This is a genomic window from Pseudoalteromonas sp. PB2-1 (assembly GCF_045040605.1).
GTDB classification, from domain to species: Bacteria; Pseudomonadota; Gammaproteobacteria; order Enterobacterales; family Alteromonadaceae; genus Pseudoalteromonas; species Pseudoalteromonas arabiensis.
Genome location: NZ_CP090667.1, coordinates 2,234,193 through 2,253,522, shown reverse-complemented (window position 1 = coordinate 2,253,522; position 19,330 = coordinate 2,234,193). Strand labels below are relative to the sequence as shown.

The 19,330-nt window shown below is 40.2% G+C and carries 20 protein-coding genes, 2 tRNA genes and 1 pseudogene; 11 read left to right on the top strand and 12 right to left on the bottom strand.

Features of this window, described 5'->3' with window-relative positions:
• Positions 1-101: 101 nt before the first annotated feature.
• Complete coding sequence (locus tag L0Z67_RS10545; protein WP_237115261.1) at positions 102-788, top strand: M48 family metallopeptidase; 687 nt, start codon at positions 102-104, stop codon at positions 786-788.
• A 41-nt stretch (positions 789-829) separates the two neighbouring features.
• Here the strand turns inward: L0Z67_RS10545 and L0Z67_RS10540 are convergent.
• A tRNA-Tyr gene (locus L0Z67_RS10540) sits at positions 830-914 on the bottom strand.
• 48 nt (positions 915-962) lie between these two features.
• Positions 963-1,047, bottom strand: a tRNA-Tyr gene (locus tag L0Z67_RS10535).
• 112 nt (positions 1,048-1,159) lie between these two features.
• On the opposite strand from L0Z67_RS10535, the gene L0Z67_RS10530 reads away from it, so the two are divergent.
• The 4 genes from L0Z67_RS10530 to L0Z67_RS10515 all read left to right on the top strand — a co-directional run bounded on the left by L0Z67_RS10530 (position 1,160) and on the right by L0Z67_RS10515 (position 3,662).
• Positions 1,160-1,675: a VC2046/SO_2500 family protein gene (locus L0Z67_RS10530; RefSeq protein ID WP_237114216.1), complete on the top strand. Its 516-nt coding sequence runs from the start codon at positions 1,160-1,162 to the stop codon at positions 1,673-1,675.
• Between the two features lie 161 nt (positions 1,676-1,836).
• On the top strand, positions 1,837-2,136 hold the full coding sequence (locus L0Z67_RS10525) for a DUF6172 family protein (protein ID WP_062570016.1): 300 nt from the start codon (positions 1,837-1,839) through the stop codon (positions 2,134-2,136).
• Between the two features lie 66 nt (positions 2,137-2,202).
• Complete coding sequence (locus tag L0Z67_RS10520; protein WP_237114215.1) at positions 2,203-2,844, top strand: alpha/beta hydrolase; 642 nt, start codon at positions 2,203-2,205, stop codon at positions 2,842-2,844.
• A gap of 2 nt (positions 2,845-2,846) precedes the next feature.
• Positions 2,847-3,662: an alpha/beta hydrolase gene (locus L0Z67_RS10515; protein ID WP_237114214.1), complete on the top strand. Its 816-nt coding sequence runs from the start codon at positions 2,847-2,849 to the stop codon at positions 3,660-3,662.
• Between the two features lie 11 nt (positions 3,663-3,673).
• Here L0Z67_RS10515 and L0Z67_RS10510 read toward each other — a convergent pair whose 3' ends face one another.
• The 3 genes from L0Z67_RS10510 to L0Z67_RS10500 form a co-directional block, all read right to left on the bottom strand.
• Positions 3,674-4,153 (bottom strand): YchJ family protein, encoded by a 480-nt coding sequence (locus tag L0Z67_RS10510; protein ID WP_237114213.1) that lies wholly within the window; start codon positions 4,151-4,153, stop codon positions 3,674-3,676.
• A gap of 40 nt (positions 4,154-4,193) precedes the next feature.
• Entirely contained in the window at positions 4,194-4,631 is a 438-nt protein-coding gene (locus tag L0Z67_RS10505) for a SulA-like leucine-rich domain-containing protein (protein WP_062570020.1), read from the bottom strand.
• A gap of 308 nt (positions 4,632-4,939) precedes the next feature.
• Positions 4,940-6,865 carry a S9 family peptidase gene (locus L0Z67_RS10500; protein WP_062569389.1) on the bottom strand — a complete coding sequence of 642 codons (1,926 nt, stop codon included), beginning with the start codon at positions 6,863-6,865 and terminating at the stop codon, positions 4,940-4,942.
• A gap of 149 nt (positions 6,866-7,014) precedes the next feature.
• Between L0Z67_RS10500 and L0Z67_RS10495 the strand changes: the two genes are divergently transcribed.
• Positions 7,015-7,605, top strand: a complete 591-nt coding sequence (locus L0Z67_RS10495) for an ATP-binding cassette domain-containing protein (protein WP_062569388.1) — start codon at positions 7,015-7,017, stop codon at positions 7,603-7,605.
• Positions 7,602-8,696 (top strand): DUF6136 family protein, encoded by a 1,095-nt coding sequence (locus L0Z67_RS10490; RefSeq protein WP_405127998.1) that lies wholly within the window; start codon positions 7,602-7,604, stop codon positions 8,694-8,696. Before L0Z67_RS10495 ends, L0Z67_RS10490 begins: the two co-directional genes overlap by 4 nt.
• Here L0Z67_RS10490 and fadE read toward each other — a convergent pair.
• Positions 8,693-11,150, bottom strand: a pseudogene (fadE, locus tag L0Z67_RS10485) (acyl-CoA dehydrogenase FadE). The gene L0Z67_RS10490 and the pseudogene fadE sit on opposite strands and share 4 nt — an antisense overlap.
• Positions 11,151-11,754: 604 nt before the next feature.
• Between fadE and L0Z67_RS10480 the strand changes: the two are divergent.
• From L0Z67_RS10480 to L0Z67_RS10470, 3 genes are all read left to right on the top strand, one after another.
• Positions 11,755-11,958, top strand: a complete 204-nt coding sequence (locus L0Z67_RS10480; RefSeq protein ID WP_193987486.1) for a hypothetical protein — start codon at positions 11,755-11,757, stop codon at positions 11,956-11,958.
• Positions 11,959-12,230: 272 nt separating this feature from the next.
• Positions 12,231-12,650: a hypothetical protein gene (locus tag L0Z67_RS10475; protein ID WP_405127997.1), complete on the top strand. Its 420-nt coding sequence runs from the start codon at positions 12,231-12,233 to the stop codon at positions 12,648-12,650.
• A 264-nt stretch (positions 12,651-12,914) separates the two neighbouring features.
• Positions 12,915-13,121 (top strand): hypothetical protein, encoded by a 207-nt coding sequence (locus L0Z67_RS10470; protein WP_405127996.1) that lies wholly within the window; start codon positions 12,915-12,917, stop codon positions 13,119-13,121.
• A gap of 16 nt (positions 13,122-13,137) precedes the next feature.
• Here the strand turns inward: L0Z67_RS10470 and L0Z67_RS10465 are convergent, their stop codons facing one another.
• The gene (locus tag L0Z67_RS10465; RefSeq protein ID WP_193987484.1) at positions 13,138-13,734 is read right to left on the bottom strand and encodes a hypothetical protein; all 597 of its coding nucleotides are present in this window, start codon (positions 13,732-13,734) and stop codon (positions 13,138-13,140) included.
• A gap of 379 nt (positions 13,735-14,113) precedes the next feature.
• Between L0Z67_RS10465 and L0Z67_RS10460 the strand changes: the two genes are divergently transcribed.
• Entirely contained in the window at positions 14,114-14,878 is a 765-nt protein-coding gene (locus tag L0Z67_RS10460; protein ID WP_130150165.1) for a class II glutamine amidotransferase, read from the top strand.
• Between the two features lie 98 nt (positions 14,879-14,976).
• Here L0Z67_RS10460 and L0Z67_RS10455 read toward each other — a convergent pair whose 3' ends face one another.
• The 5 genes from L0Z67_RS10455 to cmoA form a co-directional block, all read right to left on the bottom strand.
• Positions 14,977-15,762 carry a DUF3108 domain-containing protein gene (locus tag L0Z67_RS10455; protein ID WP_193987483.1) on the bottom strand — a complete coding sequence of 262 codons (786 nt, stop codon included), beginning with the start codon at positions 15,760-15,762 and terminating at the stop codon, positions 14,977-14,979.
• Positions 15,707-16,354, bottom strand: coding sequence for a phosphoribosylglycinamide formyltransferase (purN, locus tag L0Z67_RS10450; RefSeq protein ID WP_062569381.1), 648 nt, complete (start codon positions 16,352-16,354; stop codon positions 15,707-15,709). The genes L0Z67_RS10455 and purN overlap by 56 nt, the downstream gene beginning before the upstream one ends.
• Positions 16,354-17,406: a phosphoribosylformylglycinamidine cyclo-ligase gene (purM, locus tag L0Z67_RS10445; RefSeq protein ID WP_193987482.1), complete on the bottom strand. Its 1,053-nt coding sequence runs from the start codon at positions 17,404-17,406 to the stop codon at positions 16,354-16,356. Before purM ends, purN begins: the two co-directional genes overlap by 1 nt.
• 193 nt (positions 17,407-17,599) lie before the next feature.
• Positions 17,600-18,568 carry a tRNA 5-methoxyuridine(34)/uridine 5-oxyacetic acid(34) synthase CmoB gene (gene cmoB, locus L0Z67_RS10440; protein WP_062569380.1) on the bottom strand — a complete coding sequence of 323 codons (969 nt, stop codon included), beginning with the start codon at positions 18,566-18,568 and terminating at the stop codon, positions 17,600-17,602.
• 28 nt (positions 18,569-18,596) lie between these two features.
• Positions 18,597-19,322 carry a carboxy-S-adenosyl-L-methionine synthase CmoA gene (gene cmoA, locus L0Z67_RS10435; protein ID WP_405128721.1) on the bottom strand — a complete coding sequence of 242 codons (726 nt, stop codon included), beginning with the start codon at positions 19,320-19,322 and terminating at the stop codon, positions 18,597-18,599.
• Positions 19,323-19,330: the final 8 nt, after the last annotated feature.

Below are 19,330 nucleotides of genomic sequence, written 5' to 3'. Positions count from 1 at the left end.
GAATGAAAACTTATTTGTTAGTCATATTTATAGATTAGCAGGTATTTTACAGGGTAAAATGTAATACCAAGATTTTATGCATTGAATTGGTTTATTTTTTGTTGGATTACACATTAAAACGCAGTAAACGTAGGAAAACAGTAGCGATTAAAGTAGCTCAGCAGCAGCTAACAGTCTACGCGCCGCACTTTGTACCACTAGGTGATATAGAGTCCTGGCTCGTATCTAAAAAAGACTGGGTACAAGCACAAATTGCTAAGCAAGCGTCACAAGCACAAATGCGGCAGTTGCCATTGGAAACGGGCGTAATAAACTTATTTAATCAACCGTTAGCAATTAAACTTAATAAAGGCAAAAGTAGTCACTGGCAACAAAATGAACGCTCAAGTGAGTTGAGCTTATCAGTGTCATCACGTGTAAAGAATACAGAGAGTAAATATTTGTCATTACTGGAAGACTTTTTACATCACAAGCTAGAGAGCTACCTTGAAATGCGTATTCACGACTACTGCTTAAAAATGCAGGAGGCCTTACCAGAACAGTTAAAAGTGCAACATTATAAACGTCGCTGGGGGAGCTGTAATCAACGTCGAGAGTTAACTTTCAACCTACACTTAGCCTGTGCGCCAACGTGGGTAATCGACTATGTAATTGTTCATGAACTTGCGCATTTAAAATATATGAATCACAGTTCTGTATTTTGGCAGCGTGTGAGTCGCTTTTACCCTGATTATAAAAAAGCAAGTCAGTGGTTAAAAGTAAACGGTAGTCAGTTACGATGGCAATGAGATAATAAAAAATAGATATAAAGAGAAGTCGTTTAGAAAAGTGGTGGAGGGAGCTGGATTCGAACCAGCGAAGGCTGAGCCGTCAGATTTACAGTCTGATCCCTTTGGCCGCTCGGGAACCCCTCCACACTAATTGTTATTGCATTTGGCCCCACTTAACTGAGCGTAGAAAAGTGGTGGAGGGAGCTGGATTCGAACCAGCGAAGGCTGAGCCGTCAGATTTACAGTCTGATCCCTTTGGCCGCTCGGGAACCCCTCCAATGCAACGGCGCTGATAATAGCAAACTGATTATTTAAGTAAAGAAAAAAACTAAAGAAAAATGGATTAATGCCGATAACTGATTAATCTTGAAACTATTCGGCTAAAGTCTATGCAAATTGATGGTTTGTTACTCAATGAGAGTCAACTTGATAATCGTCTTAATAAAAGTGTTCATGAGCAACGCAGTGGAGAATTTGCTCTACTATTGGCAATGCTCTCTCATGATGTGCTCGACTTTAGTCAGTTTCATCTCCCAAAATCAGAGTTAGCTAACACCCAAATATCCGAGCAAGCGCTACGTAATGAATTAGGAGCGGGACCAAAGCAAGCATTAGCACCAGAGCAATTTGATATGCTAATTGGCGAGCAAAATGCTTTCCGTCTTCTAAGTGGTGGGCTTACAGACATACGTTTACGTCAATGTTTAAACCCAGAACCACTGACAATTCGTGATGATAAATGCCATGTGCCGTTAAATGTCATTGATAATTGCGAACCTGCGGTTAGAAAGCGTCATTACACTAATAATAGTGTTACAGAGCGACCACAAATGGATGCAGCGGCTTTTTATGATGGCTTAAAAGACGAATCAATTCATCAGCCTTTGTACTTAGCGACAGCTTAAACAATTAATTCAATTGTCATAACTTTCTTGTACGCTACAATAGGTAATATAGATAAATTTAAGCGTATTATTAAAAACTACAGCTAATTTTAAATGTGCTTGTTATAATGCGACCTAGTGGCTTTATGCCATGACTATTGAATCAAGTTATTAGGACCATAATGAAAAAAACATTCACGCTTAACCATGAGAAAATCAAATATCCTCGTATGGTTGATGCAGCCAAACACGAAGTAAAAAAATACTTAAAACGTGAACGCAACAAAACACTTCCTGAAGGGGCTGATTATTGGGCGTTTGACTGTAAGTTTGGCGAATCTGCAGAAGATGCTCAGGTTGTGCATGTGGCAGAGATCAACAAATGCATTAGCGATATTGAAGCCAAAGGACTTATGACGTTTTATGTTGAAATCTTAGCGCGTCCTGCACAGCGACAATTACAAGAGTTTGACGAAGAGTAAACGTCAAACGAGCGAATCTAAGAGTGGGCCTTATGGCCCATTTTTATTGCCTAGCTATGGATTAGTATGCGCTGTTTTTTATTACTGCTCGTTATTTGCGGATGCCAAGTCCAAGCAAATACGATTTATGATGAGCTTCCTAGTAGCTTCAATAGCAATGAGCATTATGTTTTTTATTCTCATGGTTACATCGTCGAAGGTGAGCACATTCGTCCACGCCATCCAAAATATGGCACTTATGATTTTCCTGCAATTAAAAAAGCACTAGCAGATCCAGCCTATAACTTAATTGCATACCACCGAAAAAAAGGCACGGCCCCATTTTTATTTGCTAAAAAGCTAGCTGCTGATGTCGACATCTTATTAAATGCAGGTGTTCCTGAGTCGCATATTAGTCTAGTTGGTTTTTCACGGGGTGGGGCATTATCGATACTGGCAGCCAATGAACTTAAACGCACAAATATCAACTTAATTATATTAGCAGGGTGTGCCAGTTTAATTAAAAAGCATCCATCAGTTAGGGCATACGGTAAGGTTTACTCAATCTTTGAACGTTCAGATCAGGTTGGCTCTTGCCAATTTTTAATTGATAGGAGTGAAGCCACTAAGTTCGAAGAAATAAGCATTAATACAGGACTCTCTCATGGCGCATTTTATAAGCCAAAAGATGAGTGGGTGTTACCCGTTAAGAAATGGCTAAAGGATTAACGATGCCTAATATACTTTTTATTTTGATGTTCTGTATTTTTGGGACAAGCTTTACCACTTGGGCTGAACCCTATACTTTGCCGCGCACTAATACAGTTTTGCTAAAAGATAAACATACAGAAAACGAATACCCCATTACTATCAAACTGCCTCGTAGCTATCAAAAGCAAAACCAGAAACGTTACCCAGTGGTTTATCTGTTAGATGCCAATTACAATTTACCCATAGCCTCTGGTGCCAGCCGCTTTATGATGAATTCAGGCTCTATTGAAGAGGTAATTCTTGTTGCTGTTGGTTATCAAAAGGGCATATCTGGGCTCGATAGCCGAATTCATGATTACACACCGTTTGTTGATAAGACGTGGAAACGTGCTACAGGGGGCGCAAAGCAACATTTAAATTACTTAAAACAGACTGTTATCCCTTATATTAACGCACATTATCGAACTGGCACGCAAAAGACGCTTGTCGGTAATTCGTTAGGGGGCCTGTTTGCTGCTTATACCTTATTTACCGAGCCGACGCTTTTTTCAAGCTATATACTGGGCAGCCCATCAGTGTGGTTTAAAGAAAACTCAATATTAGCTATGGCTGTAAAACCAGCTACCAACACTACAAAAGTTTACATCGCAGTGGGTGAGCTTGAAGAGAGTGAAGGTGAAAAAATGGTTTCTGGTACTAAACAATTAGTAGATAAAATTAATAAGCAAAGTGGCGAACACGTGATGACAAATTTATTTGTTATTCCACATGCCCACCACGCAACGGCTTTCCCTACAACGGCCAGTCAAGGTTTAGATTGGCTATATAAAAAGTGATTAGCCATGATTTAAATTGCGTGACATTTTTTATATTTTTTGCCGCTACCGCAAGGGCATTCATCATTACGGCCAATTTTAATATCTGCAACGGGCGTTATATCACCATCTAGGTAACGCCATAGTCCATTTTCTATAATAAAACGCGATTTCTCGTGTAACTCACAATACAAGTTTTGGTAAAAGTAATTTGCTTTAAATTCTACAAAACCTTCTTGCTCGTTATATTCAGTATCTAAAACGCTTAGTTTGGTAAAACGACAGCTATTAGCAAAATCTTTGATTTCGCGAACCGAGTTAGCGGCTTGTTGGCTTTGTGCATAGGTACTAAATACATATTTTGCATCTTTTAGCGCGTAAGCACTAAAACGAGAACGCATAAGTTGCTGTGGAGTATCAGCTTGGCTTGCGCCTGTATGAAATGGCTGGCAGCAAAGCTCGTAAGTCAATTCGCTGCCACAAGGACAAAGGGAGTGTGTGAGTGATGTCATAACAACTTACCTAAAACTATAAATTGTTATTTTAACAAGCCTATTGTGGCTGGGGTACTAAATTGTTTAATTGGGCGCTTTTTGTAAAACAATAAAACTTAGCAGATGCCTGCTCAAGGTTTAAATTCATAGCATCTAGTTGGTGGTTGTTTACAATATCTGTCCATGTGATCACAGCAGCAAAGTTACCGTTATGTAATGCTGAGCTAAGTACGTACTCAAGGTTAACTAAATGCTTTTGTCTGATCACAAGTAGTTTGCTGGTATCAATCGAACATGAATCTAATAATGCTTTGCTAGGAACATGATCAGGGGCAATTAATAGTGTCCATGCATTTTGGCTATTGTAATGATGCAATACTTTTAATAGCTCAAAGGTTGCTGATATTTCGTCTTCAATTTGAATTAAATTAACAGACGCTTTGTCGTTATCTTGTTGGTAGCTTTTAACTGTTCTTAATGTAATTGGCTGTAACATAACTTTCACTCACTGGTTGTTTATACAGTATGTGTATACAGTAGTTTATACAGTGTTTTTGCGCAAGTACTTTTTTGCTATTTTTTAACCAATAGTTCAGTTTTATTTTAATTAAAAATATTTAGTTGTTATTAAACAGTTGGTTATGGTTATGGTTTTGTTTTGAAGGTTGAAAAAGGTGAGAAATTTACCACTAAAGCTATACAGTGTTTTGCACAGTACTGTATGAACTACTAAATTTTGCTTATATACAGGTATTTTGCATAAAAAAGCCGGTATAAAACCGGCCTTTAATCTTTACTATTTTACTACTTATCTAAGTAGGTATTTAAAAACTCAAGGTATGCGTTTGAGGCCTTTATGCGGTTTTCCTTTTTAGTAAAACCATGGCCTTCATCATCAAATAACACATAGTCGACAGGCACACCATTTGCCTTTACAGCGGCAACAAGTTCATCGCTTTCAACTTGTAAAACCCGTGGGTCGTTAGCACCTTGGATCACCATTAATGGTTTAGTGATGTTTTTAGCGTGAAAGAGTGGCGAAATTGCACGGTGACGTTCGCCGTCTGTAGCTGGATCGCCCATTTCATCATACAGCGCCTTTTTAAAACTTTCCCACCATGGTGGAATCGAGTTTAAGGTTCTAACCCAGTTTGTCACACCAAAGATATTGATGCCTACTTTGAATTCTTCAGGTTCGAAGGCAAGTGCTGCAGCGGTCATAAAGCCACCGTAACTCCCTCCCATGATGCCAATTTTGTCTGCATCAACCCAATCTAGGCTTTGCAGGTGCTTTTTACCATAAACGATATCTTGTAAATCGTCAGTGCCATGTTTTTTGTCATCTAAATGGAAGAAGGTTTTACCGTAACCTGAACTGCCACGGTTATTGACTGCAAAAATGGCATAACCATGATTGACTAGATGCTGCTGCATCGCACTATAACCTGTGCGGCTTTGTCCGCCAGGACCGCCATGCACCCAAACTAAAGCTGGTACTTTGTTGTTGCTGTTTGCTTGCTTAGGCTTGTATAAAACCCCTGGGATTTCTAAACCATCAAAGCTTTTAAAGCGCACAATTGTGCTTTCAACTAAGTCACTTTGATCAATTGCATCACTTAGTGTGTTAGTTAACTGTTTAGCTTTCGACTCACCGAGTTGCCACACAAATAAGTTGCTTGGTGAGGTATCTGAATTCAAGTAAAACGCCATGGTTTTTTCATCAGCAGAGAAGTTTACACCTCGTAAATTACCAGCAGGCAGCGATGGCATAGCAATGCCTTTACCTGTGGTGGTATCGATTATCGACACCTTAGTGCTTGCGTCCGCATTAACACCACTTACTTGATAACGGCCAGATTTAGAGAAATAAATAAAGCTCACATCCCATTCATCTTTGAGGGCAGGGCTATGCTCGCCAGTGGTTAAATCATAGCGCCAAATTTCTGCAAACTCACCTTTGGCATCGGTTGAGTAATACAGTGATTTACTGTCCCTTGAGAAGGTTTCAGGACCGAACTTGGCATCGTCGTCATGATGAGTGATGAGTTCAGGTTTAAGCGTTTTTTTGCGAGTATCAAGAATGAATACATCGCTGTCTTTGTTAGAATTGTTTTTCGATAAAGCAATAAAACGGCCATCAGGGCTGATTGCACCGACATCAAGCCCCATAGTATTTTGATAAACAGGGGTCACTTCATAGCTGCTAGTATCAACGCGGTACAGATCCATAAATTTAGCGTCGCGTTGGTTGCTGGTTATAAAGAAGTGTTTACCATCTTCAGTAAAGCCAGCAAATCCTGCACGGGTTTCTTCACCAGGGGTGAGGTCTTTAACTGTGCCATCGGTTTCGCGAACATAGATGTGATAACGCTCGTTACCCCCTGAGTCTTTAGTAAATAGCACGCGCTCATCGTTAGGGAAATAAGCGACTGCATAAGTACTGTCTTCAAAATCTGTTAAACGGGTTTTCTTGGCGGTTTTAATATCGACTTCGTACAAGCTATAAATACCGCTTTCGTCGCTGCTTATTAGTACTTTGTCGCCCTTCGGCGAAAAGCTACTGCCCATAATTGAGGTTGTATCAAAAAAGGTCTCAGCATCATATTGTTTAACTGTTTGCACTTGCTGTTGGTTGTTAGTACTGGTTGTTGATTGGTTTGACTGTGAACATCCTGCTAATGCAAGGCTGAGCGCACAAGCAATGGCTGCTAATTGGAAACTCGGTTTCATTGTAATTATTCCTTTTTATTTTTCCGCAATAGAGTCTTACTTGTTCAATTTATAAACGCAAGCCTTCGAGCGTCGATATTTGTTACAAATCGTGTAACTAAATGTGGACACTAGTGTGTTAGTATTTTTCCAGAATTAAAGGAATAATCATGATAGAAATTAAAGACCTCAATAAGCGTTTCGCTTCGGCTCAAGTTTTTAAAAATTATAATAAGCAGTTCAACGGCAAAAAAACTTGTTTACAAGCAGCTAATGGCAAGGGCAAAACAACATTACTGATGATCATTGCAGGCCTCGAAAGTTCACAATCAGGGTATGTTTTATTCAATAGTGAAACAATAGAATCTGTTCAAAATTATGTTTCGATTGCCAGTGACCGTATTGCGCTGCCCGATTTTTTAACCGCGCGACAAATTATTGAACTTAGTTGCAAGGCGTTAAAGAAAGAAATGCCAGAGCAACTTATTACTGGATTTAGGTTTGATGAGCATCTGAACACCCGTTTCAGGGCTTTGTCGAGTGGTAATCAAAAGAAGTGCCAGCTTATTATTGCTTTTTTAAAGCAAGCCCCATTTTTGTTGTTAGATGAACCGAGTGCAGCATTAGACCAAGAAAGCATTCGATTTTTACTGACTTTACTTGATGACTACCTCAATGATAAACCTAATGGGCAGATCATCATAACAAGCCATGAACCGGAGGTATTTTTACAGCACGGTTTTGAGTGTTCATCATTATGATTGACTACTTTGCCAGATACATCTCATTTCTCTCTTTTCGATATCTAGCATATACGACTACCCTTAAAAGTATGCTGTCTCAGCTAAAGAGTTTTAGCTTGCTGTTCGCACTCGTACTAGGTCCTGCATTTCTTGGTTTGGTTTTACTGTTGTTTTTAGGGCTTGGAAAAATAGTTGATAGCTATGCAGCTCCCGCTTACGGTGCAAAATTAGCAGTGGTTTATCTTTTACTTGAATCGGCGATGTTATGGGCCATGACCCCAGCTATTAAAAATGCGCAAAACAGGGCATTTCAGCGCAGTTTATTTAAATCTTCTTGGCGAGTGTGTGTTGACTGCAAATTACTATTTTTAAGTAATGCTTGGCTTATTGCGAGTTTATTAATAGCAATGGATCTATCGCTAAAGCAATGGCTACAAGTGCCTCATTTCCTTTTGTTCATGTTGTTGCAATGGTTTTGCGGGGTATTTGTTCTTTATAGGCCTTGTGCACTTTTTTATAGTTTATTACTCAGTTCTGTATTGGTATTACTGCCTGTTAGTTTAACTTCGCTGCAATACTTTTTGGGTTTTGTAGCTATTTTCTGCTGTTCGACTTTAATTCCCCCTGTGAGAATAAGTCATAAGTTAAAAGTACACTCGCTTGCCTTATTTTGGCTTAGTTACTTTTTACAGAACAGCTGGAGCTTAATATGGCGTGGCTCAGTATTGCTAGCATGCTTGCTCGCTTTATTACAGCTAATTGCAGTTCGTAGTGACTTTAGTGACTTGATACAAGCTGTGGGTTTTTCAGTATGCGTGTTGCTAACAAGCTCGCTGCAGTTCGATTGCTTGGCCGTTTTTAATAAATACCGGTTATTTTTTCAAAGTGCCAACCTAGGCAAGCAGTTTTACATAAGCCAGTTTTTACCCAGCCTTATATTTTTTGCTGTGGCTCTAGTGGTACTTATAAGCATGCTTGGCACTAACTTGAGTTACATCCCCATTGGGGCAGTATGGTGTGTATTACAGCAATATTTAGCGCAAAAAAAACCAGCGCATTATGCGCTGGTTTGGTTTGTTATAACAATTGGAATAATGTTTATTGCTTAAGCGGCATCCGCTTTTTTATTGCCTTCACCACGAGCAACTTTACCAGCAACTAAGTCAGCAGGGTCAAAGTCGTCAACGTTAATAACGTCAAGACGGGCTTTTTCAACTGCGGCTAGTTTGTCGGCTTCGGCTTGGCTTAAAATGCCTGCTTCTAAGCCCATTTGCGCTACTTTATCAAGTTGGAAGAAAGGCAGTTTTACGCCTTTTTCACGGCATACCTTATTAAACAGCGGTTCAACTTCGAGTACGTCTTTAAGCGTTTGCTCTTGACGACCAACAAGATTAAGCGGCTCGTTTTTAAGGTAAATGTAGTTAGCTAAACGGTTACGAGTTTCGCTTGGTACTTGTAATAAGTGAGCAAGTTTGTGCTCAAGCTTATCAGTAGGCTTACGAACAGGACGACCGAATGGGAATAACATGATTTTTAGCATCGCACGAAGTGGTGCAGATGGCATGTTATTGATTAAGTCAGCCAGCGCGCGTTGGCAGTGGTAAAGGTGATCTTGGCAGCTCCATTGAACAAGCGCAAAATCTTCTTTTTTACGGCCTTCATCGTTGTAGCGTTTAAGTGTTGCAGATACAAGGTATAAGTAACTTAGTAAGTCACCTAAACGTGCCGAGATACGCTCTTTACGCTTCAATGAACCACCAAATACCGCCATGCTAATATCTGACATTAATGCTAATGACGCACTGAAACGAGATGCAATACGGTAGAATTCCGCTGTTTCGTCTTTGTATGGTGTGCTTGTGAAGCGAGCATTAGTAAAGGCTAACCACTTAGTACGAACTAGGTTCGAAATAGTAAAGCCAATGTGGCCCATTAACGCTTTATCGAATACTGACAGTGCTTCTTCACGGTCTTCAATCGCACAAGCACCTAGCTCAGTTAACACGAATGGATGACAGCGAATCGCACCTTGACCATAGATGATCATATTACGCGTTAAGATGTTTGCACCTTCTACGGTAATTGCAATTGGCGCACCTTGGTAACCACGGCCTAGGTAGTTGTTTGGACCAAGCATAATGCCTTTACCACCGTGAACATCCATGCCGTGAATCGTTGCTTCACGCATTTGCTCAGTTAAGTGATATTTGATAATCGCAGATACAACCGATGGCTTTTCACCAAGGTCAACAGCACCTGTAGACATGCTTACAGCTGCATCAGAGCTGTACGCGTAACCTGCCAGTTTTGCTAATGACTCTTCAACACCTTCCATTTGACCAATAGGTAAACGGAATTGACGACGAATACGGCTGTAAGAACCTGTTGCAAGCGCAATTGTTTTAATGCCACCTGTTGAGTTAGACGGCAATGTGATTGCACGACCAACAGATAAACATTCAACAAGCATACGCCAGCCTTGACCCGCCATTTTCGGGCCACCAATGATGTAATCAAGTGGTACGAAGATGTCTTTACCGCGAGTAGGACCATTCTGGAATGGAACATTTAGCGGGAAGTGACGACGGCCAATTTCTACTCCTGGAGTATCTGTTGGGATAAGCGCACAGGTAATACCAGGTTCTTTGTCTTCACCAAGTAAACCGTCTGGATCTTGTAGTTTAAATGCAAGGCCAAGTACAGTCGCAACAGGGGCAAGAGTGATGTAACGCTTGTTCCACGTTAGGCTAATACCGACAACTTCTTCACCGTTCCATTGACCTTTACATACAACACCGTAATCAGGAATTGCACTTGCGTCAGAACCTGCTTCTGGTGATGTTAAAGCAAAGCATGGAATTTCTTGACCACTTGCAAGGCGAGGTAAGTAATGATCTTTTTGCTCTTTAGTACCATAGTGCTGAAGTAGCTCACCTGGGCCTAACGAGTTAGGTACACCTACGATAGAAGATAGTAACGTTGATTTACTGGTTAGCTTTTGCAGTACACATGATTGTGCATAAGCAGAAAACTCTAAACCGCCGTATTCTTTTTTGATGATCATGGCAAAGAATTTGTTATCTTTTAGGTATTGCCAAACATCTTGCGGTAAATCAGTTAGTTCGTGTGTTGCGTGCCAGTCATCTAGCATGCTACATACTTCTTCAACTGGACCATCAATAAACGCTTGCTCTTCGATTGTTAATTTCGGAGCAGGGTACTGATGTAATTTGTTCCAGTCAGGACGGCCACAAAATAGATCCGCTTCCCACCATGTAGTACCAGCATCAATGGCTGATTTTTTCAGTATCCGACATAGTCGGTGTTACTTTTTTAAACGCAGCAAAGATTGGTTTAATGATGTATTGTTGACGAATGCTAGTCACAGAAAGTGGCACAGCAATAAGTAAGAATAGTAGCCAACTAATTGCGCCAAACGCGCCAGCAAATGTGCCAACAAGTAAAGTCGCAATGGCAATACCTAAACAGGTATTCCAGCTTGATCTGTGGTAACTCGCAACGCTAAGCAGCACGAGTAAACCTAGTAAAAATATGAGAGTCATTGATTATTCCTTAATAGAGGTCAGACCACCTCTTTTAGAGTAGCGCTAGAACAAGCAATTATCAAGAGGGGAACAAGGATAAAACAGTAATTACTGCTGTGTTTGTTTGAACGAGTTTGTACATTAGATCAAAGTAAGCTGATTTAATCGGTTATTTTTGAAATTACCATCATATACTTAATAATTAGAGGACTTTAGATTGAATCGACAATCAAGCGAACAGAAAAATTAATAAAAGAAACATCAATCCCTTTATAACACCCATCATATTGATACCTGATTGATTCATTATCGATATGGTCAGCAGGGCGTTGCACACGTTTCGACTTTCGCATGGCAATATTGAGGTGGTGCGAAACGCGTAATATAGAGCTATGTAAGCCATGGGATTTACGTAGAACATTCAAAACCCTCATGAGTATTGAATAAAGTAATCCATGATCTTTTACAGCATGACAACAAGTATGATGTATCGAGCGTTCACTACGACAGATATGATTATATGAGACGCATATGACACCAAAATTATTGACATACTTGTTAATGAGCTTATTATTTAAAATAATTAAATACATTAAGTACTACAACTATAAGGGGGCTTAATATGAGTTTTTTAAATCTATTCAAGTCTCGTACTGAGACTGAAAAAGCAGTAGATAAAGTGTTATCTGAAATGAATAAAAATGAGCTTAAGGTCGATATGATTGGTACTGAAATCTTCAGGATAAACATGAACTCTCTTAGAAAGAGTGAAGTTGTTCAGGCCCAATTAAAAGCAGCTACAAATTCGACTCAAGTAACATCTTAACTAAATTAAAGCATCGAGAGATGCTTTTTTTGTATAATAAAAATGATAAAACCTACTGTATTACTCTTATTTGTATTGGGGATTTCTGGCTATAGTATTTTAACTAGCTGGCACAAAACACACTTTTCTTTGCATCGTAGCAACTGATACCATACTTTTTTTAAATCAACGTCTGTGGGTTTGATAATTTTCGCCATCGCATCATGTCTTTATTATTTAGCAGTATTATCAGGTAATCACTTCAATTTGCAATATGACCTCGGACATTGGTTTTGAAAAATGTACTCATGCTTAAAAATATTGATGACTCAACGGTCGCATTATTCGATATCAGTTTCATATCACTATGTTTAGGCGTTGTGATCCCAATTATCTATTATTTGTTTAATGATAAAGAAAGCCTATACGCAGAAGAATTTCTAACAGATGCAGATAGCCCTGATTTTTCGAGACTATTTGGGCATTCAATTACACAGGGGTTACCAATTCTTTTTACTATGTCAGATAGGAAGGTTTATATAGGCTACATATATGAAGTTCAAGCAAAAGTTCATACATCTGATGTTTATATTCTTCCAGTGGTAAGCGGTTATCGTGACGGAAGGACGCTATTCCTTAAGAAAGTAACCCAATATAAAAAAGTCATTAACTCTCTAAATGAACAAAAAAAGATGAAGTTAGGGAGCAGCTAATTACCAAAGGATTAACAGTATTGGATGCTGCTATGTACGCGGAAAGTACGTTAGAGTATTACGACCAGTGGGATAAATTTCTTATAGCCCTGCCTTTGAGAGAGATTCAATATGCTCATCTTCATGATTTTACGCATGAGCATGAGTTCAAATCAGAAGAACGAAAGTTAAAGCCAAGAATCAAATATAAGCCTGAGCCTAAGCACGCTCAAAACCCTGCACGGTAGAGCCATAGAACTTGAAAAGGTCAACAAGGGCAAAACAGTGTGGCTAAGTAATAGCTCAGTCAACGTGGCTCAAATGCTACTTGGTTTAATTGAAAAAATGAACCAGACTTTATCAACGCATACTCATAATTCACCACTACCACTACCACTACCACTACCAATACCAATAGAGAAAGCTGATTTTGTGAGTTATAAAGCTGAAGCTATAGGACTAAATAGTCAGCTGGGGGCGATAGTTGAATAAATGCTTTAGATAATATTTAATAATAAAGCTTGAACGTATCATGCCTAAACTCTCCAAGAACTGTTTCATAGTCGATAGAAAGCTCTATATCAGAGAGAAGATGAAGAATGCAGTGAAACTTTAGGTCGTTGAGCTCAGTTAAATTTAAATCAATAAAAGCAAATTTACTACCTGGTCTGATTGCTTCCATAGTACAAAAAGAATGTTCTAATGACTTGTCTTTGTCAGTCACATTGCCTAACAGTGAGCGAAGTTTGGCAAAACTAATTAGGTCACTATTATATAATAGTTTATATTTTATATTAATTACTGTACCAGTTCCTGAGTTAAGCAGGTGAAACTGATAAGTGTTGCTACCGTAGTCGGTCTCTCGCTGACAGTGAAGGAATGGTTCTGCCTGAAGCTTGGTCGTTCGTCGAGCTTCTTTTAAACCAAAAAATGCAAACATGGAGGTAATGATAATTCCGCAAGCAGTTATTACATTATTGGCATCTATATTTGCAGCCCTAAAGTACGCGACTATTTCGTCTTCAATGTTGGCTCCAAGATGAAACCCTAACACTAACAATAAAATGCAAATACAAATGTATAAGCTATTTGATTTATCCTTCATTGCTTACCTTCCGCTGTGTATAAAAAGCCATAATGAATCTTGGTTTTATAAATTAACTTGCAAAACTTTAATAATGCTATTTAAAACAGTGTATTAATTATATTTGATTATAGTCGTGCCAATAAAGCAGTTCCTTAACCAAAAGCAAAACTGAAATTTAAAAACGGTAAAAAAGTATCTGGTAAAGGGTGCTTAGAATAAGCCCAAGCGTATAACCGTTTGCCTTTACTACAAGGTTGTTTAACAATGTCCATATTGAATTAAAACTAATTGAAATTTAGCGTTACAAAAAGCAATGTGTGACCCAAACTGTGACCAAAAGCGATTCAGCATTTCAATTTTTATATTATACTTATGATTTTAAAGGTTAATTTATTTTATGTGTGAGTTGCTTGGCATGTCGGCCAATGTACCAACGGATATTTGTTTTAGTTTTTCAGGGTTATTAGAACGTGGGGGTAATACGGGGCCGCATAAAGATGGTTGGGGTATTACTTTTTACGAAGGAAAAGGCTGTCGTACGTTTAAAGATCCAGAGCCAAGTTGCCAGTCTGAGATTGCCAAGCTTGTTAAAGCTTACCCGATAAAGAGTATTTCGGTGATAAGCCATATTCGTCAGGGGAATCGTGGTCGTGTGTGTCTTGAAAATACCCACCCATTTACTCGCGAGCTATGGGGGCGTGAAATTACGTATGCTCATAATGGTCAACTTTCTAATTATCATGATTTAAAACCTGAGCATTATAGACCGGTTGGAAATACCGACAGTGAATTAGCATTTTGCTGGTTACTTGATAAAGTGCGAGAAAAATACCCTAAACGTCCTTCAAATATGGCATCCGTGTTTCGCTATGTGGCTAAACTTGCGCATACTTTACGTGAAAAGGGCGTGTTTAATATGTTGCTCACTGACGGTGTGTATGTGTTGGCATATTGCACTAATAATCTGCACTGGATCACACGCCGTGCGCCGTTTGGCAAAGCGACATTAATTGATGCTGATATGGTGGTTGATTTTCAAAAAGAAACCACACCGAACGATGTGGTTACTGTCATTGCAACAAGGCCGCTCACGAACGACGAACGCTGGCAAAAAATGGAGCCAGGTGAGTTTGCGTTGTTTAAAATGGGCGAATTAATTTAAGGTAGCAGCGGGTTCACCCCGCGACTTTTAAAAGATAATTTACCTAAACGCAGACACCTTCTCGTGATGTAAACGCTTTTCGCGATGTAAAATCGCGACTACTTATCATTAGCTACGGTAACAGGTGTAGTGACAGTGAATGAGTTAAGTTGTACTTCAAACTGTTCGACACCTTTTTCACCTTTCCACATACGAACTAGCATGTAGTCCATTTCTGGGGCAAACCAAGCAAGGGCTTGACGTTTATTGTTGTCGTATAAGCGTTTTACTTTAATTGCATCTATATTACCGATTGGCAATGAAATCATTTCTGTGCCAATGACTTCAAAGTCATAACTACGCAGGTTGCCTTTTTTATCTACTAAAGGATAAGAAAGCTGCGTTTTACCTTGCTTTAATTCTTCGCGAACCTGTACTTGATACGATAACGAGTCTTGGAAATCGTCTGACCAATCGAATTTCAGCGGGTATTTACTTTGGTTACTGTTGACCTGCTTGTGAACAGGATCGAATTTGAGCGTGTATTCTTTATCTGGCCCTGTTCCTGTTCGCTCCATAGCGTAGCTAAGAGGTGATATTTTATGATCTTGATAACTAAATTCGGAGGTTTCTTTTCGGGAGTCAGAAAAAATCATCCATTCAATTTCACTATGATAGGTAAGTACATAGTTGCCATCGTTGATTTTTTTTAGCTCACGTACCGCTTTACCATGGGTTTCACCTTTACGAAGTACATCGTATTTGGCTTGGTATTGAGTGAGGTCGCCAGCTAAAACACTGGTAGGAAGTAATAAAGTGCCCACACATGCGAATAGGGCACTTCGTTTTTTATTCTGGGTAATGTGCGCCGTGTGCAGGAAGTTTCTTTTTGTCAAAAACTGCATAATCTGCTTCCATCTTGAGTCGTTGTTCACTGAACCACTTGACCACCAAAGGATAGATTATATGTTCTTGTTGATGAACACGTTGCGCAAGTGTGTCTGCGGTATCGTTTTCGAGTACCGGTACTTTGGCCTGAAGCACAACGGGACCGCCGTCTAGCTCTTCAGTTACAAAGTGAACACTTACGCCGTGAACCTCATCTTTTGCATCTATTGCTCTTTGATGGGTATTCAGCCCTTGGTACTTAGGCAACAAAGAAGGATGAATGTTCAACATTTTTCCTTTAAATTTTTGCACTAAGCTAGGTGTTAGAATACGCATAAAACCAGCTAATACAACCAGATTTGGTTCAAAACTGTCAATAATGTCCATTAACTCAGCATCATAGGCCTCACGCGAGTCAAAATCTTTATGGCTAAGTACACGTGTTTGTATACCTGCATTTTTAGCTCGCTCAAGGCCATAAGCGTCGGCTTTATTACTAATTACAGCGGCGATGTCGGCCTTGATTTCACCGCGCGCACAGGCGTCGATGATGGCTTGAAGGTTTGAACCGCTACCAGAAATTAATACAACAAGACGACAAGGGGTCATTAGTCACGACCACCTAAAATTTCTACTTGCTCTTCGCCTGCTTTCGCATCTTGGATCTCACCGATATGCCATGCATTTTCGCCAAGATCTTTAAGAATTGTTAAGCTTTGCTCAAGTTTGTCGGCAGGAACAACTAAAACCATACCTACACCACAGTTGAATGTACGGTACATTTCGTGAGTTGTGATGTTGCCGTTTTCTTGTAACCAGTTAAAAACAACAGGCCATTCCCAGCTGTCGCCTTTAATTACTGCTTTTGCAGACTCAGGAAGTACGCGCGGGATGTTTTCCCAGAAACCACCACCCGTGATGTGCGATAACGCGTGAACGTCAACATGCTTGAATAACTCAAGTAGTTGTTTAACGTAAATGCGAGTTGGCTCTAAAAGGTGATCGCCAAGTGTTTTGCCTTCAAGCTCTGCGCTTGTGTTTGCACCAGATACTTCAAGTACTTTACGAATTAATGAGAAGCCGTTTGAATGAGGACCGCTTGATGCAAGTGCGATTAATTGGTCGCCTGCAGCTACTTTAGTACCGTCGATAATTTTTGATTTTTCTACAACGCCCGTACAGAAACCAGCCATGTCGTAGTCTTCGCCGTCGTACATACCAGGCATTTCAGCAGTTTCACCGCCGATTAATGCGCAGCCAGATAGCTCACAGCCTTTACCAATACCTGTTACAACATCAGCCGCAGTATCTACGTCTAATTTACCCGTTGCATAGTAGTCAAGGAAAAATAGTGGCTCTGCACCTTGTACGATAAGGTCGTTTACACACATAGCAACAAGGTCAATACCCACTGTGTCGTGCTTTTTAAGATCAATAGCTAAACGTAGTTTTGTACCAACGCCGTCTGTGCCAGCAACCAGTACAGGCTCTTTATAGCCAGTTGGTAGTTCGCAAAGTGCGCCAAAACCACCGATACCGCCCATTACTTCAGGACGTCTGGTTTTTTTAACTACGCCTTTAATACGCTCAACAAGTGCATTACCGGCATCGATATCTACGCCCGCGTCTTTATAGCTAAGAGACTGTTTTTGTTCGCTCACAGGTTTTCCTCAAAAAAGTTGCATGTGGGTTGCTTAGAAACGCGCGTATTTTACAACAATTGCACTGGCGCGGCTAGTTGAAAAATCACTTTAACCGACTTGACAAGGACAGTTGTCCGCTAAAAAAGGAATTAGCTACTGGGTTTTAGGCTCTTGGTTTGTTCAGAGCCTAAAACCGAGAGCCAAATTTGGCTTAAGCTTTCGCGGTTAAAATAGCGCGAAGAGGGGCAGGGTAACCTTCGATGGTTTTGCTGGTGTCATTTGGATCTAAAAAGTCGATGAGTGATTCGTTTTCCATCCACTCGGTTTTACGTTGTTCTTCAAGCGTTGTGATTGCGCAGTCTTTAACTTGTACATCTTTAAAGCCAACACGCTCCATCCATAGTTTTAATGCTGCGGTGCTTGGAATAAACCACACATTACGCATTTTTGCATAACGGTCGGTTGGTACTAAGACTGTATGCTCATCACCTTCAACAACCAGGGTTTCAAGTACTAGCTCACCGCCTGGGCGAAGCTGCGCTTTTAACTGCGCTAAAAAGTCGATAGGTGAGCGGCGGTGATATAAAACACCCATCGAAAACACGGTATCGAATGCTTTTAGTTCAGGCAGAGCCTCTACACCTAGCGGCAATAAATGCACGTTTTCATCTTGGTGATAGTGTTTAATTGCTTGGAATTGGCATAAGAATAAATCGGATGGATCAATACCCACCACAAAATTAGCGCCTTCACCACGCATACGCCATAGGTGATAACCCGAGCCACAGCCAATATCAAGCACAGTGCGGCCTTTTAACGGTTCAATATGAGGCAGTAAACGATCCCATTTCCAATCACTGCGCCACTCAGTATCAATCTCAATACCGTGCAAGCTAAAGGGGCCTTTACGCCATGGCATCATGCGCTTTAATAAATGCGTTAACTGTTTTTGCTGACCTTCAGATAGCTCGTCACCGGTGCCAATTTGTACTTTATTCTGAAGGTTTACATGGTTGGTGCTTACTTCAGGTAAGTTTTTCAGCACTTTTTGCCACTTAGGTAAATCGCCGTGGCTGGCTTCTAGTTCCCAGTGCTTTAATTGACCTGGCAAAGTTTCGAGCCAGTGGCTAAGCGGGCTTTGTGCAATCGCAGCGTAAAATTGGTTAAACCATTGAGACATGAAATACTCTTTTATATCGTTGTGATGATTACTTGATTGCAATCATCGAGCAGAAGTTAAAACATTGATACCACACTTGCGTTTGGCTAAAACCAATTTCGCTTAATCGGTTTAAGTGGGTAGATAAATGATCAGGGCGCATGACATTTTCGATAGCCGTACGCTTTTGGCTGATCTCAAGCTCCGAATAGCCGTTATGACGCTTAAAATCATGGTGTAAATCAATGAGCAAATTATCGCATTGCTCATCTTCACCTTTAATTTTTTCGCTAAGCAACAAAACGCCGCCAGGTTTTAAATTTGCATAAATCTTTTCTAGCACCGCTAAGCGCTTTTCAGGTGGAATAAACTGTAGAGTAAAGTTCATCGCGACAACAGAGGCATTCTCGATTGCTAAATCGTTTATATCACCCAGCGTAACGGTGACCGGCACGTCAGAGCGAAAACCTTGTAAATGTAATTTACAGCGTTCAACCATCGCTTGTGAGTTATCGACCGCAATGATGTTACAGTTATCGGTGCGAATATTACGGCGCATACTTAACGTTACTGCACCAAGTGAACAGCCTAAGTCGTATAGGTTTGAATTGCTTTGCGCGTACTCGCCAGCCAGCTTACCCATGGTGCTTACTATGGTGGCATAGCCTGGCACCGAGCGCTGGATCATATCAGGGAAAACTTCTACTACATGTTGGTCAAAGCTAAAGTCTTTAACCGCTTGCTCAGTGGCATAAATACTGTCTTTTTGCGTCACGTGAACAG

Coding starts and splice junctions, on each gene's coding strand:
- L0Z67_RS10530 (WP_237114216.1), top strand. CDS start 1,160: ATGCAAATTGATGGTTTGTTACTCAATGAGAGTCAACTTGATAATCGT.
- L0Z67_RS10525 (WP_062570016.1), top strand. CDS start 1,837: ATGAAAAAAACATTCACGCTTAACCATGAGAAAATCAAATATCCTCGT.
- L0Z67_RS10520 (WP_237114215.1), top strand. CDS start 2,203: ATGCGCTGTTTTTTATTACTGCTCGTTATTTGCGGATGCCAAGTCCAA.
- L0Z67_RS10515 (WP_237114214.1), top strand. CDS start 2,847: ATGCCTAATATACTTTTTATTTTGATGTTCTGTATTTTTGGGACAAGC.
- L0Z67_RS10510 (WP_237114213.1), bottom strand. CDS start 4,153: ATGACATCACTCACACACTCCCTTTGTCCTTGTGGCAGCGAATTGACT.
- L0Z67_RS10505 (WP_062570020.1), bottom strand. CDS start 4,631: ATGTTACAGCCAATTACATTAAGAACAGTTAAAAGCTACCAACAAGAT.
- L0Z67_RS10500 (WP_062569389.1), bottom strand. CDS start 6,865: ATGAAACCGAGTTTCCAATTAGCAGCCATTGCTTGTGCGCTCAGCCTT.
- L0Z67_RS10495 (WP_062569388.1), top strand. CDS start 7,015: ATGATAGAAATTAAAGACCTCAATAAGCGTTTCGCTTCGGCTCAAGTT.
- L0Z67_RS10490 (WP_405127998.1), top strand. CDS start 7,602: ATGATTGACTACTTTGCCAGATACATCTCATTTCTCTCTTTTCGATAT.
- L0Z67_RS10480 (WP_193987486.1), top strand. CDS start 11,755: ATGAGTTTTTTAAATCTATTCAAGTCTCGTACTGAGACTGAAAAAGCA.
- L0Z67_RS10465 (WP_193987484.1), bottom strand. CDS start 13,734: ATGAAGGATAAATCAAATAGCTTATACATTTGTATTTGCATTTTATTG.
- L0Z67_RS10460 (WP_130150165.1), top strand. CDS start 14,114: ATGTGTGAGTTGCTTGGCATGTCGGCCAATGTACCAACGGATATTTGT.
- L0Z67_RS10455 (WP_193987483.1), bottom strand. CDS start 15,762: ATGCAGTTTTTGACAAAAAGAAACTTCCTGCACACGGCGCACATTACC.
- purN (WP_062569381.1), bottom strand. CDS start 16,354: ATGACCCCTTGTCGTCTTGTTGTATTAATTTCTGGTAGCGGTTCAAAC.
- cmoB (WP_062569380.1), bottom strand. CDS start 18,568: ATGTCTCAATGGTTTAACCAATTTTACGCTGCGATTGCACAAAGCCCG.